This window comes from Kosakonia sp. WA-90, assembly GCF_039871955.1.
Classification (GTDB): Bacteria; Pseudomonadota; Gammaproteobacteria; order Enterobacterales; family Enterobacteriaceae; genus Kosakonia; species Kosakonia oryzendophytica.
Genome location: NZ_JBDPLJ010000003.1, coordinates 201,095 through 218,140, shown reverse-complemented (window position 1 = coordinate 218,140; position 17,046 = coordinate 201,095). Strand labels below are relative to the sequence as shown.

Annotated in this window: 16 protein-coding genes; 7 read left to right on the top strand and 9 right to left on the bottom strand. The window is 55.0% G+C overall.

The annotated features are described in order from the left end of the window. The first annotated feature begins 16 nt into the window (after positions 1–16). Entirely contained in the window at positions 17–1,309 is a 1,293-nt protein-coding gene (locus ABGA49_RS07515; RefSeq protein ID WP_061492559.1) for an MFS transporter, read from the top strand. Continuing rightward, a complete protein-coding gene (ghrB, locus tag ABGA49_RS07510) occupies positions 1,306–2,280 on the top strand; it encodes a glyoxylate/hydroxypyruvate reductase GhrB (RefSeq protein WP_061492558.1) in 975 nt (324 codons plus the stop codon). The genes ABGA49_RS07515 and ghrB overlap by 4 nt, the downstream gene beginning before the upstream one ends. 63 nt (positions 2,281–2,343) lie before the next feature. On the opposite strand, the gene ABGA49_RS07505 is transcribed toward ghrB, so the two are convergent. Next, positions 2,344–3,057, bottom strand: a complete 714-nt coding sequence (locus ABGA49_RS07505; RefSeq protein WP_061492557.1) for a DUF3053 domain-containing protein — start codon at positions 3,055–3,057, stop codon at positions 2,344–2,346. Between the two features lie 388 nt (positions 3,058–3,445). On the opposite strand from ABGA49_RS07505, the gene ABGA49_RS07500 reads away from it, so the two are divergent. Continuing rightward, positions 3,446–3,739 carry an HTH-type transcriptional regulator gene (locus ABGA49_RS07500; RefSeq protein WP_061492556.1) on the top strand — a complete coding sequence of 98 codons (294 nt, stop codon included), beginning with the start codon at positions 3,446–3,448 and terminating at the stop codon, positions 3,737–3,739. A gap of 46 nt (positions 3,740–3,785) precedes the next feature. Here the strand turns inward: ABGA49_RS07500 and ABGA49_RS07495 are convergent, their stop codons facing one another. Beyond that, the gene (locus tag ABGA49_RS07495) at positions 3,786–5,408 is read right to left on the bottom strand and encodes an ABC-F family ATP-binding cassette domain-containing protein (RefSeq protein WP_347665376.1); all 1,623 of its coding nucleotides are present in this window, start codon (positions 5,406–5,408) and stop codon (positions 3,786–3,788) included. A gap of 417 nt (positions 5,409–5,825) precedes the next feature. Between ABGA49_RS07495 and ABGA49_RS07490 the strand changes: the two genes are divergently transcribed. From ABGA49_RS07490 to ABGA49_RS07480, 3 genes are read left to right on the top strand one after another with little or no spacing between them, the layout of a single operon-like run. Beyond that, on the top strand, positions 5,826–6,194 hold the full coding sequence (locus ABGA49_RS07490) for a response regulator (RefSeq protein ID WP_088238282.1): 369 nt from the start codon (positions 5,826–5,828) through the stop codon (positions 6,192–6,194). Next, positions 6,194–6,832 carry a chemotaxis protein CheC gene (locus ABGA49_RS07485; protein WP_061492553.1) on the top strand — a complete coding sequence of 213 codons (639 nt, stop codon included), beginning with the start codon at positions 6,194–6,196 and terminating at the stop codon, positions 6,830–6,832. Before ABGA49_RS07490 ends, ABGA49_RS07485 begins: the two co-directional genes overlap by 1 nt. Before the next feature lie 5 nt (positions 6,833–6,837). Further along, positions 6,838–7,824, top strand: coding sequence for a sensor domain-containing diguanylate cyclase (locus ABGA49_RS07480; protein ID WP_061499688.1), 987 nt, complete (start codon positions 6,838–6,840; stop codon positions 7,822–7,824). A 52-nt stretch (positions 7,825–7,876) separates the two neighbouring features. Here the strand turns inward: ABGA49_RS07480 and glyS are convergent, their stop codons facing one another. From glyS to ABGA49_RS07465, 3 genes are all read right to left on the bottom strand, one after another. Next, positions 7,877–9,946: a glycine--tRNA ligase subunit beta gene (gene glyS / locus ABGA49_RS07475; protein WP_347665375.1), complete on the bottom strand. Its 2,070-nt coding sequence runs from the start codon at positions 9,944–9,946 to the stop codon at positions 7,877–7,879. Between the two features lie 9 nt (positions 9,947–9,955). Beyond that, positions 9,956–10,867: a glycine--tRNA ligase subunit alpha gene (glyQ, locus tag ABGA49_RS07470; protein ID WP_061492551.1), complete on the bottom strand. Its 912-nt coding sequence runs from the start codon at positions 10,865–10,867 to the stop codon at positions 9,956–9,958. 136 nt (positions 10,868–11,003) lie between these two features. Further along, positions 11,004–11,303, bottom strand: a complete 300-nt coding sequence (locus ABGA49_RS07465) for a YsaB family lipoprotein (RefSeq protein ID WP_061492550.1) — start codon at positions 11,301–11,303, stop codon at positions 11,004–11,006. Between the two features lie 168 nt (positions 11,304–11,471). On the opposite strand from ABGA49_RS07465, the gene ABGA49_RS07460 reads away from it, so the two are divergent. Beyond that, positions 11,472–12,467, top strand: coding sequence for an acyltransferase (locus ABGA49_RS07460; RefSeq protein ID WP_347665374.1), 996 nt, complete (start codon positions 11,472–11,474; stop codon positions 12,465–12,467). On the opposite strand, the gene ABGA49_RS07455 is transcribed toward ABGA49_RS07460, so the two are convergent. The 4 genes from ABGA49_RS07455 to xylA form a co-directional block, all read right to left on the bottom strand. Next, positions 12,460–13,377 carry a helix-turn-helix domain-containing protein gene (locus ABGA49_RS07455; RefSeq protein ID WP_088238278.1) on the bottom strand — a complete coding sequence of 306 codons (918 nt, stop codon included), beginning with the start codon at positions 13,375–13,377 and terminating at the stop codon, positions 12,460–12,462. The genes ABGA49_RS07460 and ABGA49_RS07455 overlap by 8 nt on opposite strands. After that, positions 13,377–13,913 carry an isochorismatase family protein gene (locus ABGA49_RS07450; protein WP_061492547.1) on the bottom strand — a complete coding sequence of 179 codons (537 nt, stop codon included), beginning with the start codon at positions 13,911–13,913 and terminating at the stop codon, positions 13,377–13,379. The genes ABGA49_RS07455 and ABGA49_RS07450 overlap by 1 nt, the downstream gene beginning before the upstream one ends. Before the next feature lie 119 nt (positions 13,914–14,032). After that, positions 14,033–15,487 carry a xylulokinase gene (gene xylB, locus ABGA49_RS07445; RefSeq protein ID WP_347665373.1) on the bottom strand — a complete coding sequence of 485 codons (1,455 nt, stop codon included), beginning with the start codon at positions 15,485–15,487 and terminating at the stop codon, positions 14,033–14,035. A gap of 50 nt (positions 15,488–15,537) precedes the next feature. Next, positions 15,538–16,860 (bottom strand): xylose isomerase, encoded by a 1,323-nt coding sequence (xylA, locus tag ABGA49_RS07440; protein WP_061492545.1) that lies wholly within the window; start codon positions 16,858–16,860, stop codon positions 15,538–15,540. Positions 16,861–17,046 lie beyond the last annotated feature (186 nt).

Below are 17,046 nucleotides of genomic sequence, written 5' to 3'. Positions count from 1 at the left end.
CTCCAGAGGCAATATTATGAATAATGCGACTAATGCTTCAAAACGCTGGCTGTACATCATGCCGATTGTGTTTATTACCTACAGTCTGGCCTATCTCGATCGGGCGAACTTCAGCTTCGCCTCTGCCGCCGGGATCAATGACGATTTGGGTATCACCAAAGGCGTCTCTTCACTACTCGGCGCCCTCTTTTTCCTTGGCTATTTCTTTTTCCAGATCCCCGGTGCGGTTTACGCAGAACGCCGCAGCGTACGCAAATTGATTTTTATCTGCCTGATTTTATGGGGGGGCTGCGCCTCGCTCACCGGGATGGTAAGCAATATCCCGATGCTGGCCGCCATCCGCTTTATTCTTGGCGTGGTAGAAGCGGCGGTGATGCCGGCGATGCTGATTTATATCAGCAACTGGTTTACCAAATCGGAGCGCTCACGCGCCAATACGTTCCTGATCCTCGGTAACCCGGTGACTGTACTGTGGATGTCGGTGGTTTCCGGCTATCTGATCCAGTCTTTTGGCTGGCGCGAAATGTTTATTATTGAAGGCATTCCGGCGGTGATCTGGGCCTTTTGCTGGTGGGTGCTGGTGAAAGATAAACCTGCGCAGGCCACCTGGCTTTCCGGGGATGAAAAAGCCGCGCTTCAGGCACAGCTTGATAAAGAACAGCAAGGTATTAAAGCCGTTCGCAACTACGGTGAAGCATTCCGTTCCCGCAATGTAGTGCTGCTGTGCCTGCAATATTTTGCCTGGAGCATCGGCGTATACGGTTTTGTGCTGTGGCTGCCCTCGATTATTCGTAGCGGCGGTGAAAACCTTGGCATGGTCGAAGTGGGCTGGCTCTCTGCGGTGCCTTATCTGGCGGCGACGCTGGCGATGATCCTTGCATCATGGGCATCAGACAAGCTGCAAAACCGTAAACTGTTCGTCTGGCCATTGCTGCTGATTGCCGCGTTTGCCTTTATTGGCTCCTGGGCGGTCGGAGCCAACCATTTCTGGATCTCCTACACCCTGTTGGTTGTCGCCGGGGCGGCAATGTATGCCCCTTACGGGCCCTTCTTCGCCATTATTCCGGAGATGCTGCCGCGCAATGTCGCCGGTGGAGCGATGGCGCTCATCAACAGCATGGGGGCGCTGGGCTCCTTCTGCGGCTCGTGGTTCGTGGGTTATCTGAATGGAGCCACAGGCAGTCCGGCTGCTTCGTACATTTTCATGGGGGTAGCGCTTTTTGCCTCTGTGTGGCTTACTTTAATTGTTAAGCCTGCTAACAATACCGTGATTCAGGCAGGCGCATCATCACAAGGGAGAACCGCATGAAGCCGTCCATCATCCTGTACAAAGCCTTGCCCGATGTTCTGCAACAACGCCTGGAAACGCACTTTTCCGTCACGCGTGTGCCGGATCTGAAGCCAGAAACTGTCGCGCAGTTCGCCGACGCGTTCGCCAGTGCGCAAGGCCTGCTGGGTTCCAGTGAAAAAGTGGACCAGGCGCTGCTGGAGAAGATGCCGCAACTGCGGGCAACATCGACCATTTCCGTGGGCTATGACAACTTTGATGTGGATGCGCTGAACGCACGTAATATCGTGCTAATGCACACACCCACCGTACTGACGGAAACCGTTGCCGACACCCTGATGGCGCTGGTACTGAGCAGCGCCCGTCGGGTGGTGGAAGTCGCTGAACGCGTGAAAGTGGGCGAGTGGACCTCCAGCATTGGTCCTGACTGGTTTGGCGTGGATGTGCACCACAAAACCCTGGGGATTATCGGGATGGGCCGTATTGGCCTGGCGTTGGCGCAGCGCGCACATTTCGGCTTCGGTATGCCGATTCTCTATAATGCCCGCCGCCATCATACGGAAGCGGAAGAACGCTTTCAGGCGCGCTATGGCGACCTGGAAACCGTGCTGAAAGAGTCCGACTTTGTCTGCGTGGTGCTGCCGCTCACAGAAGAAACACATCACCTGATTGGCGAGAAGCAGTTCGCGATAATGAAAAAATCCGCCATTTTCATTAACGCAGGCCGTGGGCCGGTCGTTGATGAAACGGCACTGGTGGAAGCATTGCGTAACGGCGAGATCCTGGCCGCTGGTCTGGACGTTTTCGAAAAAGAGCCGTTGCCAATAGACTCGCCGTTACTGTCGCTGCCAAATGTGGTGGCACTGCCGCACATTGGTTCGGCAACCCATGAGACACGCTACAATATGGCGGCCTGCGCGGTGGATAACCTGATTGATGCGCTGAATGGCAAGGTAGAAAAAAACTGCGTTAACCCACAGGCGGCACGCTAACCCCCTGCCGGATGCACCATAAAAAAGAGGCGCCATAGCGCCTCTTTTTTTTGCCCGCCCGGCTTACTGCTGGGTGGCATTTACGGCCGCGGTCCAGGCCTGAGTAAAGGCCTGATGCTGCGCCGCCAGAGGGCCAATCAGCGCATTGTACTGGCTGGCCTGCTGAGAGGTCGGGAACTGAATACCATTGGCGACAAAGCTCACCTGGTTATTCTGCTGGGCAATAAAATCCCCCACCTGCACCAGTTGCTGCGTGAAGATTTGCGCCGCCGGGATCAGCGGTTGCAGCGCGTTAGCGGGGTTGGTGACCACCTTGGTAAACACCTGATCGTAAACCGGCTTCAGATCGTCGGCCTGTTTCAACGCCGCATGTGACGCATCCGCCTGCATTTTTGCGTTTTGCAGTTGCTGGCTCAGCACGCCGAGAGAACCATTGGCCTGACGGAGCGGCTCGCGCTGCGTCATATAATCCTGCGGTACGCGAATCGCGTTAACGCTGTCCACTACCGGGCGCAGACCTGAATCCATCGCCTGATTGACCTGCTGGGAATAACCGTAAATGACCGCATAATCGGACACAAACGGGCCAAACTGTTTTTTCTGATCCGCCGTCAGGGCTGGCAGACGTTCGCTGCTCCGCATCGCGGTATTTTGCAGGAAATCGATAAACGCCTTGCGCTGATCGCCTTCTTTGTCGAAACACCCACTCAGGCTAACTACCATTAATAACGCCGCAAGAGGCGCAAACCAGCGAGAGCAGGACTTTCCTGTCGCCATTTCATTACTCCTTTCACCCAAAAAAGCGCACATCGGCACCCGTGTGCCAGTGGCTTACAAGGATAGTCCAGGTCAGCGTTGCAAGATACCCCTTCCTTACATTCCTGGGCGGAAAAAAGCCACCGGCAGGAGGTTTACCTGCGCTTTGTCACGCAATCGTCTTCATGCCACTTTTCGCTGACGATTTACAAAAAAAGTCTATCTGCATTCAGCATTTGAGGAATCAAGCAATTAAGCGGAAGAAAGCGCCTGAAGATGCATTTCATGCGCATTAAAACGCGTTTACCGCACGATAAATCACTGCGACCACCACACACCAGGACTTTTCCCGACTATCCTTAGTGAGATGTATCACGATCCCGCTGTGTGATTTTAAGAGGAGTTCTCAATGGAATATAAAGATCCTATGGTTGAACTGCTAAGTAGTCTGGAACAGATTGTTTTCAAAAAAGAGATAACGCAGGCGGTTATCCTGAGCCAAAAGCCGAATTCCTTTAACGAGTTTGAACAATTACGCCGGGGAACCGGGTTGAAAATTGATGATTTCGCACGTGCAATGGGAGTCAGTGTGGCCATGGTTCAGGAGTGGGAATCACGACGTGTAAAACCCACCGCCACCGAAATGAAATTGATGCGTCTGATTCATGCAAATCCAACACTAAGCAAACAATTAATTGAATGATTTCAGGAAGATATAACCCCCGCCAGGTCGGGGGTTTACGTCCACCTCAATCGCCTTCGCAATACCACCCTCTTTCTCGCCACGTTAATGAATGCGTAAGCTTTAATCCCTGAAGAAACGCCTCATCATGCGATACCACCAGCATCGCGCCGGGAAAGGCCGCCAGTGCAGCTTCAATCGCCTGCGTGGAGGTCAAATCGAGATGGTTTGTCGGTTCATCCAGCAGTAATAGCTGCGTTGCTTCACGGCGCCACAACACGCAGGCCAGCGCCGCTTTCAAACGCTCCCCACCACTGAGCGCCGCCAGAGGCAGCGTCACTTTATCCGCACCAAGCTGAAGCTGCGCCAGACGGGTACGCAACGCCCCCTCATCCAGCGGGGTGTCATCAAGACGCAAGTGAGCTATGACCGACAGTGTGAGATCCAACTGCGACAAATGTTGGTCAAGGTAAGCGGGAACGACCGAAAGATGACATTTGCCAGACAGCGGGGCCAGTTCGCCCAGAATCAGTTTTAACAGGGTTGATTTGCCACAACCATTTGGCCCGCGGACGGCAACACGCATCGGCCCATCCATACGCCAGTTCAGCGGGGGAAGTTCAGCATATGGCAATACCAGATCTTCCATCACCAACACCTGTTTCCCCTCCGCGAGACGATTGCCAGGTAGAGTGAACAGCACCGGCGCCTCTTCCATCACCCGCTCGCGCGCCTGGTTAACAGCGATATTGAGCGTATCGTTTTGTTCACGATGCTGTTTACGCCAACTGCCGGGACGCTCTTTCGCTGCGTTCTTGTATTTTACCCGCTCAAACGACGCAATATTCAGCGTGTCTACCGTACGTAAGGTCTGTGCCGAACGACGTTGGCTGGCATCATGCTCACGTTGTAATCGGCTGCGGGTACGCCGACGCTCAGTGACAGCATGTTCCAACAAGGCCTGGGCAGCTTGCTGCTCGCTCTCCCGCTGGCGTTGGTAATCCGCATAATTTCCGCCATAGCTGCGCAACCCTGCCGCTGGCGATAACTCCAGAATACGGGACATCAGTGCCAGCAGTTCCCGATCATGAGTGGCAACCAACGCGCCGCCACGCCGCCGGGATAAACAGGCGTAAAACCACTCACGTCCGGCTCTGTCGAGATGATTGGTCGGTTCATCAAGCAGCAGATAATCGGCATCCGCCATCAACGCACCGCAGAGTAACGCACGCATACGCTCGCCACCGCTTAGCGTGATGGCATAGCGACCGGGTTCAAACGCAGGCAGGCTGGCTTCAGCAAATGCGGCTGTCAGGCGCTCCTGGAGATCCCAAAAGCCATCCAGACTTTCGAGGTCGTCAGGTCGATACTCACCGCGTTCCACCCGCAGACGGGCGGCAAAAACCTCGCCATAACCGAGCAGATCCGCAAGCGTGGTAGTCGCAGAGATCGCATGTTGTTGAGCAACGTATGCCCGTGAACCCACGCACTCGATATGCCCGGAAGTCGGTGTTTCCAGGCCCGCCAGCATACGTAATAGCTGCGTTTTACCGGATCCGTTACGGCCGACCAGACCGCACAATGCAGGTTCAAGCGACAAATTGAAAGGGCCAAAAAGCGTCTCGCCTGTCGCAAACTGGCAGGTGAGCTGGTGCAGAATAAAAGCAGAGGGCTGCGCACAATGAGCCATAAACACTCCTGAATGAAATCAAAAACGCCCCCGCACATGCCATCGCATGTCGCAAGGATATGGATTCATCAGTGGTGTTTGTTCATTTTCCGGGTGCGCTCCAGTGAGACGAGAAGTTCGTCGGGACTAAGAATAGTCACACCCCACCCTCCCTTCAAGATTAAATTTTCACCACTCGTCTTAAAGGGGCTAATTATTTGCATCTTTTTGCCGATGAGTAAGGTGACTTAACTGAAAGCAGCAGGCCATGCGTGTTGTCCAGATGCTCAGCTTCAGAAAGGAAACGATCAGACAAAAATTTATGCCGCACGCGTGAGCCTGTTGGATCGAACAAAGTCATTCATCAGGGAAGAGAGCCCCCTAGAGGATCGGTGCATTGCGCTGCGGTTGTGCCAATGGACCATTTAAAGAGAATGAATGATGTCCAGATATGTTCTGATTGTTGATGACAGCCGTCTGTCACGAATGATTTCCCGACAATATATAACGAACCTGCATAGCGACTGGAAAATTGATGAAGCTGGCACCGGTGAAGAGGCCATCGAACTGGCGTCGGTGGATCATCCCTGGTTAATCCTGCTGGATGTGAATATGCCCGGTATTGGCGGCATTGAAACCGCAGCGCGCATTCGCAAAACCCACCCTGAAACGCACATTGTTCTGTTAACGGCGAACGTTCAGCACTCAATACAAGCCGCTGCGGAAGAACTCGGCCTCGGTTTTCTGTCAAAACCGCTGAAAGAACCTCAGCTCCATGAGTTATTGAATAGCCTGGAGACCCCGTGATGAGCGAATTGCCGGATATCAGCGAAATCGAATCTGACAGCCTGATGGAGATCTTCAACATTGGTGTCGGTCACGCCGCCGCCGCGATGAGCAGTATCGTCAATGAAGAAGTGCGCATGTCTGTTCCTACAATCCGCTTCGCTCCTCGCTCTGAAGCCGCAGATGAGTTGGGTGCAGGAATATCGCTGTTTGGCATCAGCCAGCATTATGAGGGTGCGTACGCCACTGAAGCGATTCTGATGTTCCCTGAAGAGGCCAGTTTTGAAATCGTGCGCATGATGGTAGGCGACATGATCCCGGCCCATGAATTGGGGGAGATGGAACGTGAAGCCATGAGCGAGATAGGCAATATCGTGCTCAATGCCTGTGTGGGGACGCTGGCCAACATGTTCCAGCAAGAGCTGCAAGGATCTCTGCCCGTCGTGCGGGTTGGCAGCAGCAAGCAGATCCTCAACCCGAATAAGGATGACAGCGATCCGCTGGTCATGATGCTACGCATCGATTTTTCACTCGAGCGGCAGCAAATCCAGGGGTATCTGGCGTTTATTCTTGATATGTCTGCGTTGCGTGACTTACGCGAGCAAATCCGGCTTTATATCAGCCGTTTAGAATCCGGCAGTGTTCCAGACGGAATGTAATGATCATGAAAGATAAGTTGTTGTTGGATGCATTTTCAGCCCTCAGCCTCGGTGTGATCATCGTGGATGCACACTATCGTATTACCCAGTGGAATGCGTGGTTAGAAGCGCACACGGGTTATGCAGCCAGTGACACCACCGGCGAGGATTTTTTTAGTGTATTCCCGGACTTAGAATATCACCGCGTCGGTGATGCTATCCGTCAGGCGATCAGTCACAATTTATCTTCACTGCTTTCTCAATCTTTGCACCGTTCACCTTTCCCGCTCTATGCCGAACCTGCCCGACCGGGCGCGCGCCTGAGTCAGGCCATCACCATTGTTCCGTTGGGCGATGAAGAGCGCTACTGCCTGATTCAGATTGTTGATGTCAGTGCCGCTGTTCGCCGTGAATCCCTGCTACGCGATCAGGCGCACGAACTGTTGGCGCAATCCCTGTCTGATGGCCTGACCGGTGTGGGTAACAGGCGCTATTTCGATCTCTGCATTGAGCGAGAATGGCGGGCCAGCAAACGCAATAACAAGTCGTTATCGCTGCTGTTGATTGATGTCGACTTCTTCAAACTGTACAACGACTGTTATGGTCACCAGCGCGGCGACGAGTGCCTGCAAAAAGTCGCGAATGCCATGCGCGGTGCGCTGCAAAACCCGTGCGATATCTTGTTCCGCTACGGCGGTGAAGAGTTCTGTGCACTGTTGCCGGAAACTCGCTCAGCCGACGCGGTGGAGATCGCTGAGAAACTGCGCACCAGCGTACAGCAACTGGACTTACCCCATGCTAATGCGCCCGACGGCATCGTCAGCGTCAGCATCGGCGTTGCCAGTCATTGCCAGAAAAATCACGCGGAATATGGCCAGTTGATCCAGAGCGCAGATAACGCGTTGTACGCAGCGAAACGCGCCGGACGCAATACCGTGCGCGTCAAAACGACCTTCAGAAAGTTCTCTCCGTACGCCCGCGTGACGGGAGGGGAAATCCCGCCTCATGCCTGAATCGGCAGCAAAAAAAAACCCGCCAGAAGCGGGTTTTTTATGACAGCTATCGTTACTGCAGCAGAGAAATATCCGCAACCTGCAGGAACAATTCGCGTAACTTCGCCAGCAGTGTCAGGCGGTTGATACGCACGTCTTTATCCTCGGCGTTAACCATCACCTGCTCAAAGAACTCATCCACCGGCTCGCGCAGTGCCGCCAGTTCGATCAGCGCTTCCTGATAACAGCCTTGCGCAAAGTACGGTTGCAGTTTATCGCGCAGAACGACCAGGTTGCCCGCCAGCTTGATTTCCGCCGCTTCTTTCAGTACCGATGCGTGAACAGTATCGTTCAGCGTTTCATCGGACTTCGCCAGAATGTTGGACACACGCTTGTTGGCAGCGGCCAGCGCAGCAGCTTCTTCCAGCGTACGGAAATGGGACACCGCTTTCATGCGCGCATCGAAGTCCGCCGGTTTGGTCGGACGACGCGCCAGCACAGCCTGAATGGTATCAACGCTGTAGCCTTCGTCCTGATACCAGGCGCGGAAACGACCCAGCATAAAGTCGATCACATCATCGACCACGTTGGCGTTGGTCAGCTTGTCGCCATACAGACGCACCGCTTCTTCGGTCAGGGTTTGCAGATCCAGCGCCAGGTTTTTCTCAACGATAATACGCAGTACGCCCAGCGCAGCACGGCGCAGTGCGAACGGGTCTTTGTCGCCTTTCGGATGCTGCCCGATACCGAAAATACCCGCCAGGGTGTCCATCTTATCGGCGATCGCCAGCGCACAGGCAATCGGGTTGGACGGCAGTTCATCACCGGCAAAACGTGGCTGATACTGCTCGTTCAGCGCAACGGCAACATCTTCTGCTTCGCCATCATGACGCGCATAGTGCATGCCCATCACGCCCTGGGTGTCAGTAAACTCAAACACCATGTTGGTCATCAGGTCGCATTTGGAGAGCAGACCCGCACGGGTGGCATGATTCACATCAGCGCCCGTCTGTGCAGCAATCCAGCCCGCCAGCGCCTGAATACGATCGGTCTTGTCGCGCAGCGTACCCAGTTGCTGCTGGAACAGCACGGTTTGCAGACGCGGCAAATGATCTTCAAGACGTTTTTTGCGGTCGGTATTGAAGAAGAACTCGGCATCCGCCAGACGCGGGCGCACCACTTTCTCGTTACCGGAGATAATCTGCTGCGGATCTTTCGACTCAATGTTGGCCACAAAGATAAAGTTAGGCAGCAACTTGCCGTCGTTACCATAAACCGGGAAGTACTTCTGGTCGCCCTTCATGGTATAAACCAGCGCTTCCGCCGGAACGGCGAGGAATTTCTCTTCGAATTTCGCGGTCAGCACCACCGGCCACTCCACCAGCGAAGTGACTTCTTCCAGCAGGCTGTCGCTCAGATCGGCATTACCACCGATTTTACGCGCCGCTTCTTCGGCATCCGCTTTGATTTTGGCTTTACGCGCCGCGTAGTCAGCAACGACTTTGCCACGCTCCAGCAGAATGTGCGGATACTGATCGGCGTTATCGATGGTGAACTCCGGCTCGCCCATAAAGCGATGACCACGGATCACGCGATCGGAGGCAATGCCCAGAATCGTCGCCGGTACTACGGTGTCGCCCAACAGCAGAGTCACGGTATGTACCGGACGCACGAAGTGAACATCAGACGCGCCCCAGCGCATCAGTTTCGGGATCGGCAGTTTGCCAAGGGAGGTTGCCACCATGTTCGGCAGCAGCGTTTCCACGCTTTCACCCTTAACATGCGCGCGATAGAGCAACCATTCGCCTTTGTCGGTGCTCAGACGCTCGGCCTGATCAACCGTAATGCCACAACCGCGAGCCCAGCCTTCGGCGGCTTTGCTCGGTTTACCTTCAGCATCAAATGCTTGTGCAATCGCCGGGCCGCGTTTTTCGACTTCGCGATCCGGCTGCGACGCAGCCAGTTTCGCCACTTTCAGCGCCAGACGGCGCGGCGCAGCAAACCACTGGATATCACCGTGCGCAACGCCCGCTGCATCCAGTTCCGCAGTAAAGTTGGCAGCGAAGGACTCGGCCAGGCTGCGCAGTGCTTTTGGTGGCAGCTCTTCGGTGCCGATTTCCACCAGGAAAGTTTTTTCAGACATGGCCGCCTCTTATTTGTTTCTGTTGCACATCGGGAAGCCAAGGGCTTCACGGGAAGCGTAATACGCTTCAGCCACTGCTTTGGTCAGCGTGCGGATGCGCAAAATGTAGCGCTGACGTTCCGTCACGGAGATGGCTTTACGCGCATCCAGCAGGTTGAAGCTATGGGCGGCTTTCAGAATGCGTTCGTAAGCAGGCAGAGGCAGCGGGTTTTCCAGTGCCAGCAGTTGCTGTGCTTCCTTTTCATATTGCTCAAAGCAGGTGAACAGGAAGTCGACATCCGCATATTCGAAGTTGTAAGTGGACTGCTCCACTTCGTTCTGATGGAACACGTCGCCGTAGGTGGTTTTACCCAGCGGGCCGTCGCTCCAGACGAGGTCATAAACGCTGTCGACACCCTGAATGTACATCGCCAGACGTTCCAGACCGTAGGTAATTTCGCCGGTAACCGGTTTGCACTCAAGACCGCCAACCTGCTGGAAGTAAGTGAACTGCGTCACTTCCATGCCGTTGAGCCACACTTCCCAGCCCAGTCCCCAGGCGCCCAGCGTCGGGTTTTCCCAGTTATCTTCCACGAAGCGAATATCGTGAATGGTCGGGTCCATACCCAGCTCTTTCAACGACCCGAGATACAGTTCCTGGATGTTGTCCGGGGAAGGTTTAATCACTACCTGGAACTGGTAATAGTGCTGTAAGCGGTTCGGGTTTTCGCCGTAGCGCCCGTCAGTCGGACGGCGGGAAGGTTGCACATACGCGGTAGCCATAGGTTCTGGCCCTAATGCGCGCAGACAGGTCATCGGGTGGGAGGTGCCGGCGCCGACTTCCATGTCCAGAGGTTGAACAATGGTGCAGCCCTGGCGAGCCCAGTAATCCTGTAAGGTCAGGATCAGGCCCTGAAAGGTCCTGGTATCAAACTTTTGCATATTATTTCGTGCTGGATACGTGTGGATTTAAAGGAAGCGCCCAGTATACCCGCTGGCTGCAAGATATACAGTACGAAACGGACCTGTTTAAGGAAAATTGGGCAAAACGGGGAGGATAAAGCCGTGGCCTGGCTGATTAGCGCATCGAAAGGTGTAAAAATTGGCCTTCCGAATCAAAAGCGCAGACAAACGCTTCACGACGGGGCGTTACACCGCGCATCTCATAGCTGCCCTGAAATTGTTCAAAACCGGTCACATCAATCTGCTGCGCGACGGTGTTATAGCGATGCGCGGCATTTTGCCGGCACAGTTGTTCCATTTCCAGCGAGTGCAATGGACCTGGCTTCGCTTTTTGCGCTTTTTGAGCGGGAATATCCTGGGATGCGCTGCATCCGACTAACAGCAGCATGAGTACCGGGGCAAAACGCTTCATCATTTTTATCACCGCTCTGTTCGCAGGCTGTTATTTTTAAAGGTCAGGAAACACAATTTTTGCAAATCAGTGGAAAACTGCACAAGCGCTAACGGGAAAACTCAGAATTATCCAACGGGACAGGCGAAACAACCGCGAGTCAGAGAGTATTTAACGGAACCAGAGGAACAGATGCAGTCGAAAATTTACTGGATAGATAATCTGCGAGGGATAGCCTGTCTGATGGTGGTGATGATCCATACCACCACCTGGTACATCACCAACCCTGGCAGTGTAACGCCCTTCGACTGGGGTATCGCCAACCTCCTGAACTCGGCTTCTCGTGTTAGCGTACCGCTGTTTTTTATGATCTCCGGCTATCTCTTTTTCGGTGAACGCAGCGCACAGCCGCGCCACTTCTTACGCATCGCACTCTGCCTGCTGTTCTACAGTGCTATCGCGCTGCTCTATATCGTGCTTTTCACGTCGATTAACAGTGAGTTATCGTTGAAGTACCTGCTGCAAAAGCCGGTGTTTTATCACCTGTGGTTTTTCTTCGCGATTATCGTGATGTATCTCGTTTCACCACTGATTCAGGTGAAAGCCGTCAGCGGTGGAATGTTGCTGGCGCTGGTGGTAGTGCTAGGTATTGTGGCGAACCCCAATACTGTGGCGCAGAAAGTCGACGGGTTTCAGTGGTTGCCGATCAATCTTTACATCGGCGGCGACACCTTCTATTACATCCTCTACGGTATGTTGGGGCGAGCGATTGGCATGATGCATACGCAACAACGCGTGTTCACCTGGGCCAGTGCAGCCCTGTTCGTCCTGGCGGTGTGGGTGATTTCACGCGGAACGCTACACGAGCTGAAATGGCGCGGGAATTTCGCCGACACCTGGTATCTCTACTGTGGCCCGATGGTGTTTCTGTGCGCTGTCGCCCTGTTTACAGTGGTCAAAAATACGCTGAACAGCCGTACGTTACCTGGTTTAACGCTCATTTCGCATCATTCGCTGGGGATTTACGGCTTTCATGCACTGATTATCCACGCACTACGCACCCGTGGTATTGAGCTGCAACGCTGGCCGCTGCTCGATATTGTCTGGATCTTCGCCGCCACGCTTCTGGCGAGTCTCGCACTCTCAATGCTGGTACAGCGTATCGACAGACGCCGTTTGGTTAGTTAAGCCCCCGCGCCCGCGCACGGTGTAACTGGCGCGGAGAGGAAAACCCGGCCGCCTGCGCCGCTTGCTCCGCGCCATGCCCCTGCAACAGCCACTGTTCGGCAATGACCAGCCTGAGCTGCTCCAGATAGTCGCGTACGCTGATCCCCAGATGCTGCTGAAACAAGCGCGTTAAATGGCGTGGACTGACATGCGCCCGCTCGGCGATCTCAGCCAGTTGCCACGCCCGCTGTGGCTCAGCCGTCAACGCATCCTGCGCCCGGTGGATAGCCGGATGCAGGTGGTTGCGGTATCGCAGCCACGGTGAAATCTGCGGATCGTCACCGGAGCGGCGAAACCAGACCACCATTTCCCGCGCCACCGCCAGCGCCGCTTCCGGCCCGCTGAGTCGGTTAATCAGATGCAACGCCAGATCGATACCCGATGTAATGCCCGCGCTGGTCCAGATGCTGCGATCTTCAATGAAAATACGATTTTCTTTGACCTGGGCGGCGGGAGCAATCGCACGCAGACGCGCAACCACATCATGGTGAGTGGTGCACTGAATGCCATTCAACAGCCCGGCTTTTGCCGCCAACACGGAACCGGAACAGACGCACATCAAGGTAATTTTCTGACTGTGGATCAGCGGTTGTATGCGCATCAACCAGTGGAGAACCAGGTTTGCCTGCGGGGTATCGAAGAAACGCGAGGAGTCGAACACCCCCGGCAGCACCAACAGGCTTCCTTCCGGTAGCGTCTCCGGCAGTGGCGCAATATTGCCCATCGTCAGTCCAATGGAGGTTGGCACCTCTGTTTCCGGCCCGATGTAGTGCAGGCGAAACGCGTCCGCCAGCGCAAAGGTCTCCGCCGGGCCGCTCATATCCAGCGCCAGTACGCCGGGCAACATGACAAACCAGACATCAGTGGTCATCAGCGTTCCAGTATTTCGTGAACAGTTTTAATGGCAGCAAAGCGGCCTTCCAGCACGGTTTCCGTGCGGTGACGCAGCGCGTTACAGTCAAGCGTAATGCCTTTATGCGTCATCGGGAAGGTCAGCGTCGCTTCGCTGACGAACGTCACGCGATAACCCAGATCCGACGCCACACGCGCGGTGGTTTCGCAGCACTGCTCGGTGCGGATCCCGCAGATAATCAAGTGATTGATATCGCGCGTACGCAGCCAGTGATCCAGGCCGGTGTCAGTGAACGCATTATGCACATGTTTGTAGAAAGTGACTGCTGGCTGGTGCTGTAAAAATGGCATCGGCGCCACAAAACCACTGTCGAGAGAAAACGGGCCACTGTCGGACACATGGAAAATATCCACTACCGGGACACCCCGCGCCTGGCAGCCATCGATCAGCGCCAGAATGGCTTGCTGAAAAGCAGGGTAATCACTCTCCTGCCAGTAGTCGCGGTGGAAAAAAGATTGCTGAGTGTCGATGTTGATAAGGGCGGTGCGTGACATTTCAGGACTCCTTGCTCAGTGGGTGTAACACCATTCTGGCAAGGAGTTGCCTGTCTGCGAATACCAAAAAAGGACAACGTTATGCTGATTCAGGCCCACCATAACGGCGGGCTCAGAAGCTATGACATTAAGGGCAGCAGTTGCTGATAGATGCGCCGGAAGGTCTCCCGTCGTGAAGCATAGTGGGCATGACGCGCGGCATCCGGCGTGTGTTGCTGTTCAATGGGAAGCTGCGGCAGAAGCGTTGCCAGCGGCGTGTGCGGGTGAATGGCGATTTGCGCCAGTTTTGCCGCCCCCAGCGCCGGGCCGACATCCCCCCCGGTGCGATAATCAAGCTGCAACCCACTGATATCTGCCAACATTTGCCGCCACCAGGCGCTACGTGCGCCGCCGCCGATAAGCGTAATGCTTTGCGGCGTTACGCCACAGGAGTGCACCACATCCATGCCATCCGCCAGCGCATACCCGACCCCTTCCAGCACCGCACGGGCCAGTTCACCTTGGCCATGCTGGTGCGTCAGGCCAAAGAATACGCCTTTCGCCTGCGGGTTATTATGCGGGGTGCGTTCCCCGGAAAGGTACGGTAAGAACCATAAATCGCCAGCATTGTCGTCAGCCTGTTCCGCCGCGCTAATCAGCGCCGGCACCGAGCCTAACCCCGTTAACTTCGCCGCCCAATCCAGGCAGGATGCCGCACTCAGCATCACCGACATCAGGTGCCAGCGCCCCGGAAGGGCATGACAAAAACTGTGAACCGCGCTTTCCGGTTTACTGAGGAAACCTTCGCTCACGGCAAAATAGACGCCGGAGGTGCCGAGCGACAGCATCGCCTGACCGGCATCCGCCATACCCACACCCACCGCGCCTGCGGCATTATCGCCACCGCCCGCCACAACCGGCACAACCGGCATGGCCCAGCGCCGTGCGACCTCCGGCAACAGTTCACCGGTGATTTCGCAGCCTTCAAACAACGCAGGCATTTGCGCGCGAGATAAATGACAGGCGGCGAGCATCTCATCGCTCCAGTCACGCTTCGCCACATCCAGCCACATCGTTCCCGCTGCATCGGACATATCGCTGGCAAACACGCCAGCCATACGCAAGCGCAGGTAATCTTTTGGCAGTAAGACCTTCGCCACCCTGGCAAAGATATCGGGTTCATGGCGCTGCACCCATAGCAGCTTGGGCGCGGTAAAACCCGGCATCATCAGATTGCCGGTAATGGTGCGGGAATTTTTTACCTGCGCTTCCAGTAAAGCGCACTCTTCACCGCAGCGACCATCGTTCCACAAAATGGCCGGGCGCAGTACACGGTTTTCGCTATCCAGCAGCGTTGCGCCGTGCATCTGCCCGGCAAGACCGATGGCTTTCACCTGCGCCAGCGAGTGCGCCGCGCCAAGCGCCTGAATCGCGCGGTCCGTTGCCTGCCACCACTGTTCGGGATCCTGCTCCGACCAAAGAGGATGCGGACGCGAGACGCTGAGTTTTTCCGTATGGGAGGCCAGCACATCGCCCTGCTCGCTTAACAGAATCGCCTTCACGCCAGAGGTGCCGAGATCGATCCCGATATACATAGTGACCACTCCTTTTGTTCTGCGCCGCGTTGTCTGCGGCGCAGCGCCGGTTATTTATCGAACAGGTAGTAATTGACCAGGTTTTCCAGCTGTTCCTGATGACCGCTCTGATGGCGCGGTGCCAGGTTCTGCTGCTCAGCGTACTTCGCCAGTTCCGCCAGGCTAAGCTGCCCCTGCAAAATTTGCTGGCCCAGTTCACCATTCCAGCCCGCATAACGCTTCGCAACGCGTTTATCCAGCTCACCGTCTTCCACCATCCGCGCCGCCACTTTCAACGCCAGTGCCATCGTATCCATCGCGCCGATATGACCGTAGAAGAGATCGTATTTATCGGTACTCTGACGTCGTACTTTGGCATCGAAGTTCAACCCGCCGGTGGTGAAGCCGCCCGCTTTCAGGATTTCATACATCACCAGCGCGTTCTCTTCGACGCTGTTCGGGAACTGGTCGGTATCCCAGCCCAGTTGCGCATCACCGCGGTTAGCATCCACAGAGCCAAACAGCCCCAGCGCAATGGCAGTAGCGATTTCATGGTGGAAGGAATGGCCCGCCAGCGTGGCATGGTTAGCCTCGATATTGAGTTTAATCTCTTTTTCCAGACCAAACTGTTTCAGGAAGCCATACACCGTCGCGGCGTCATAATCATACTGATGCTTGGTCGGTTCCTGCGGTTTCGGCTCAATAAGCAGCGTACCGCGGAAGCCGATTTTGTGTTTATGCTCGACCACCATATGCATGAAGCGACCAATCTGTTCGCGTTCCTGACGCAGATCGGTATTGAGTAGGGTTTCATACCCTTCACGACCGCCCCACAGCACGTAGTTTTCGCCACCGAGCTTATGGGTCGCATTCATGGCGCTCACCACTTGTGTCGCCGCCCAGCTAAACACTTCAGGATCCGGGTTAGTCGCCGCCCCTGCACCATAGCGCGGATTGGTGAAGCAGTTCGCTGTGCCCCACAGCAGTTTTACGCCGCTTTGTTGCTGTTTTTCACCCAGCACATCCACCATTTGCGCGAAATTGTTCAGGTACTCCTTCAGGGACGCGCCTTCGGGGGAGACGTCCACATCATGGAAGCAGTAGTAAGGCACATTCAGCTTGTGGAAAAACTCAAAAGCAACATCTGCTTTGCGCTTCGCCTGCGCCAGTGCCTCACCCGGCTGTTGCCACGGGCGGTCAAAAGAGCCAACACCAAACATATCCGCGCCATTCCAGCAGAAGGTATGCCAGTAGCAGGCAGCAAAGCGCAAGTGATCTTCCATACGCTTGCCAAGTACTAACTCATCCGGATTGTAATGACGGAACGCTAAAGGATTAGCTGTTTTCGGGCCTTCATAACGAACGCGATCCAGCTGGTCGAAATAGGTTTGCATAATGAGCTCCATTGACAGATATGCTTCGAGTGTTCAAGTCTGCATTAATACTGGGTCCTCATGCTGCGTTGCTCAATTACGTTATTTCACACTGCCATTGAGAGAATGCTCAAACGTGCGCTGGCTCGCAAAATAATGTGTGTTACCGCTGCGCTGCGCATTCCCGTTTTTTATGCAAAATCGGTT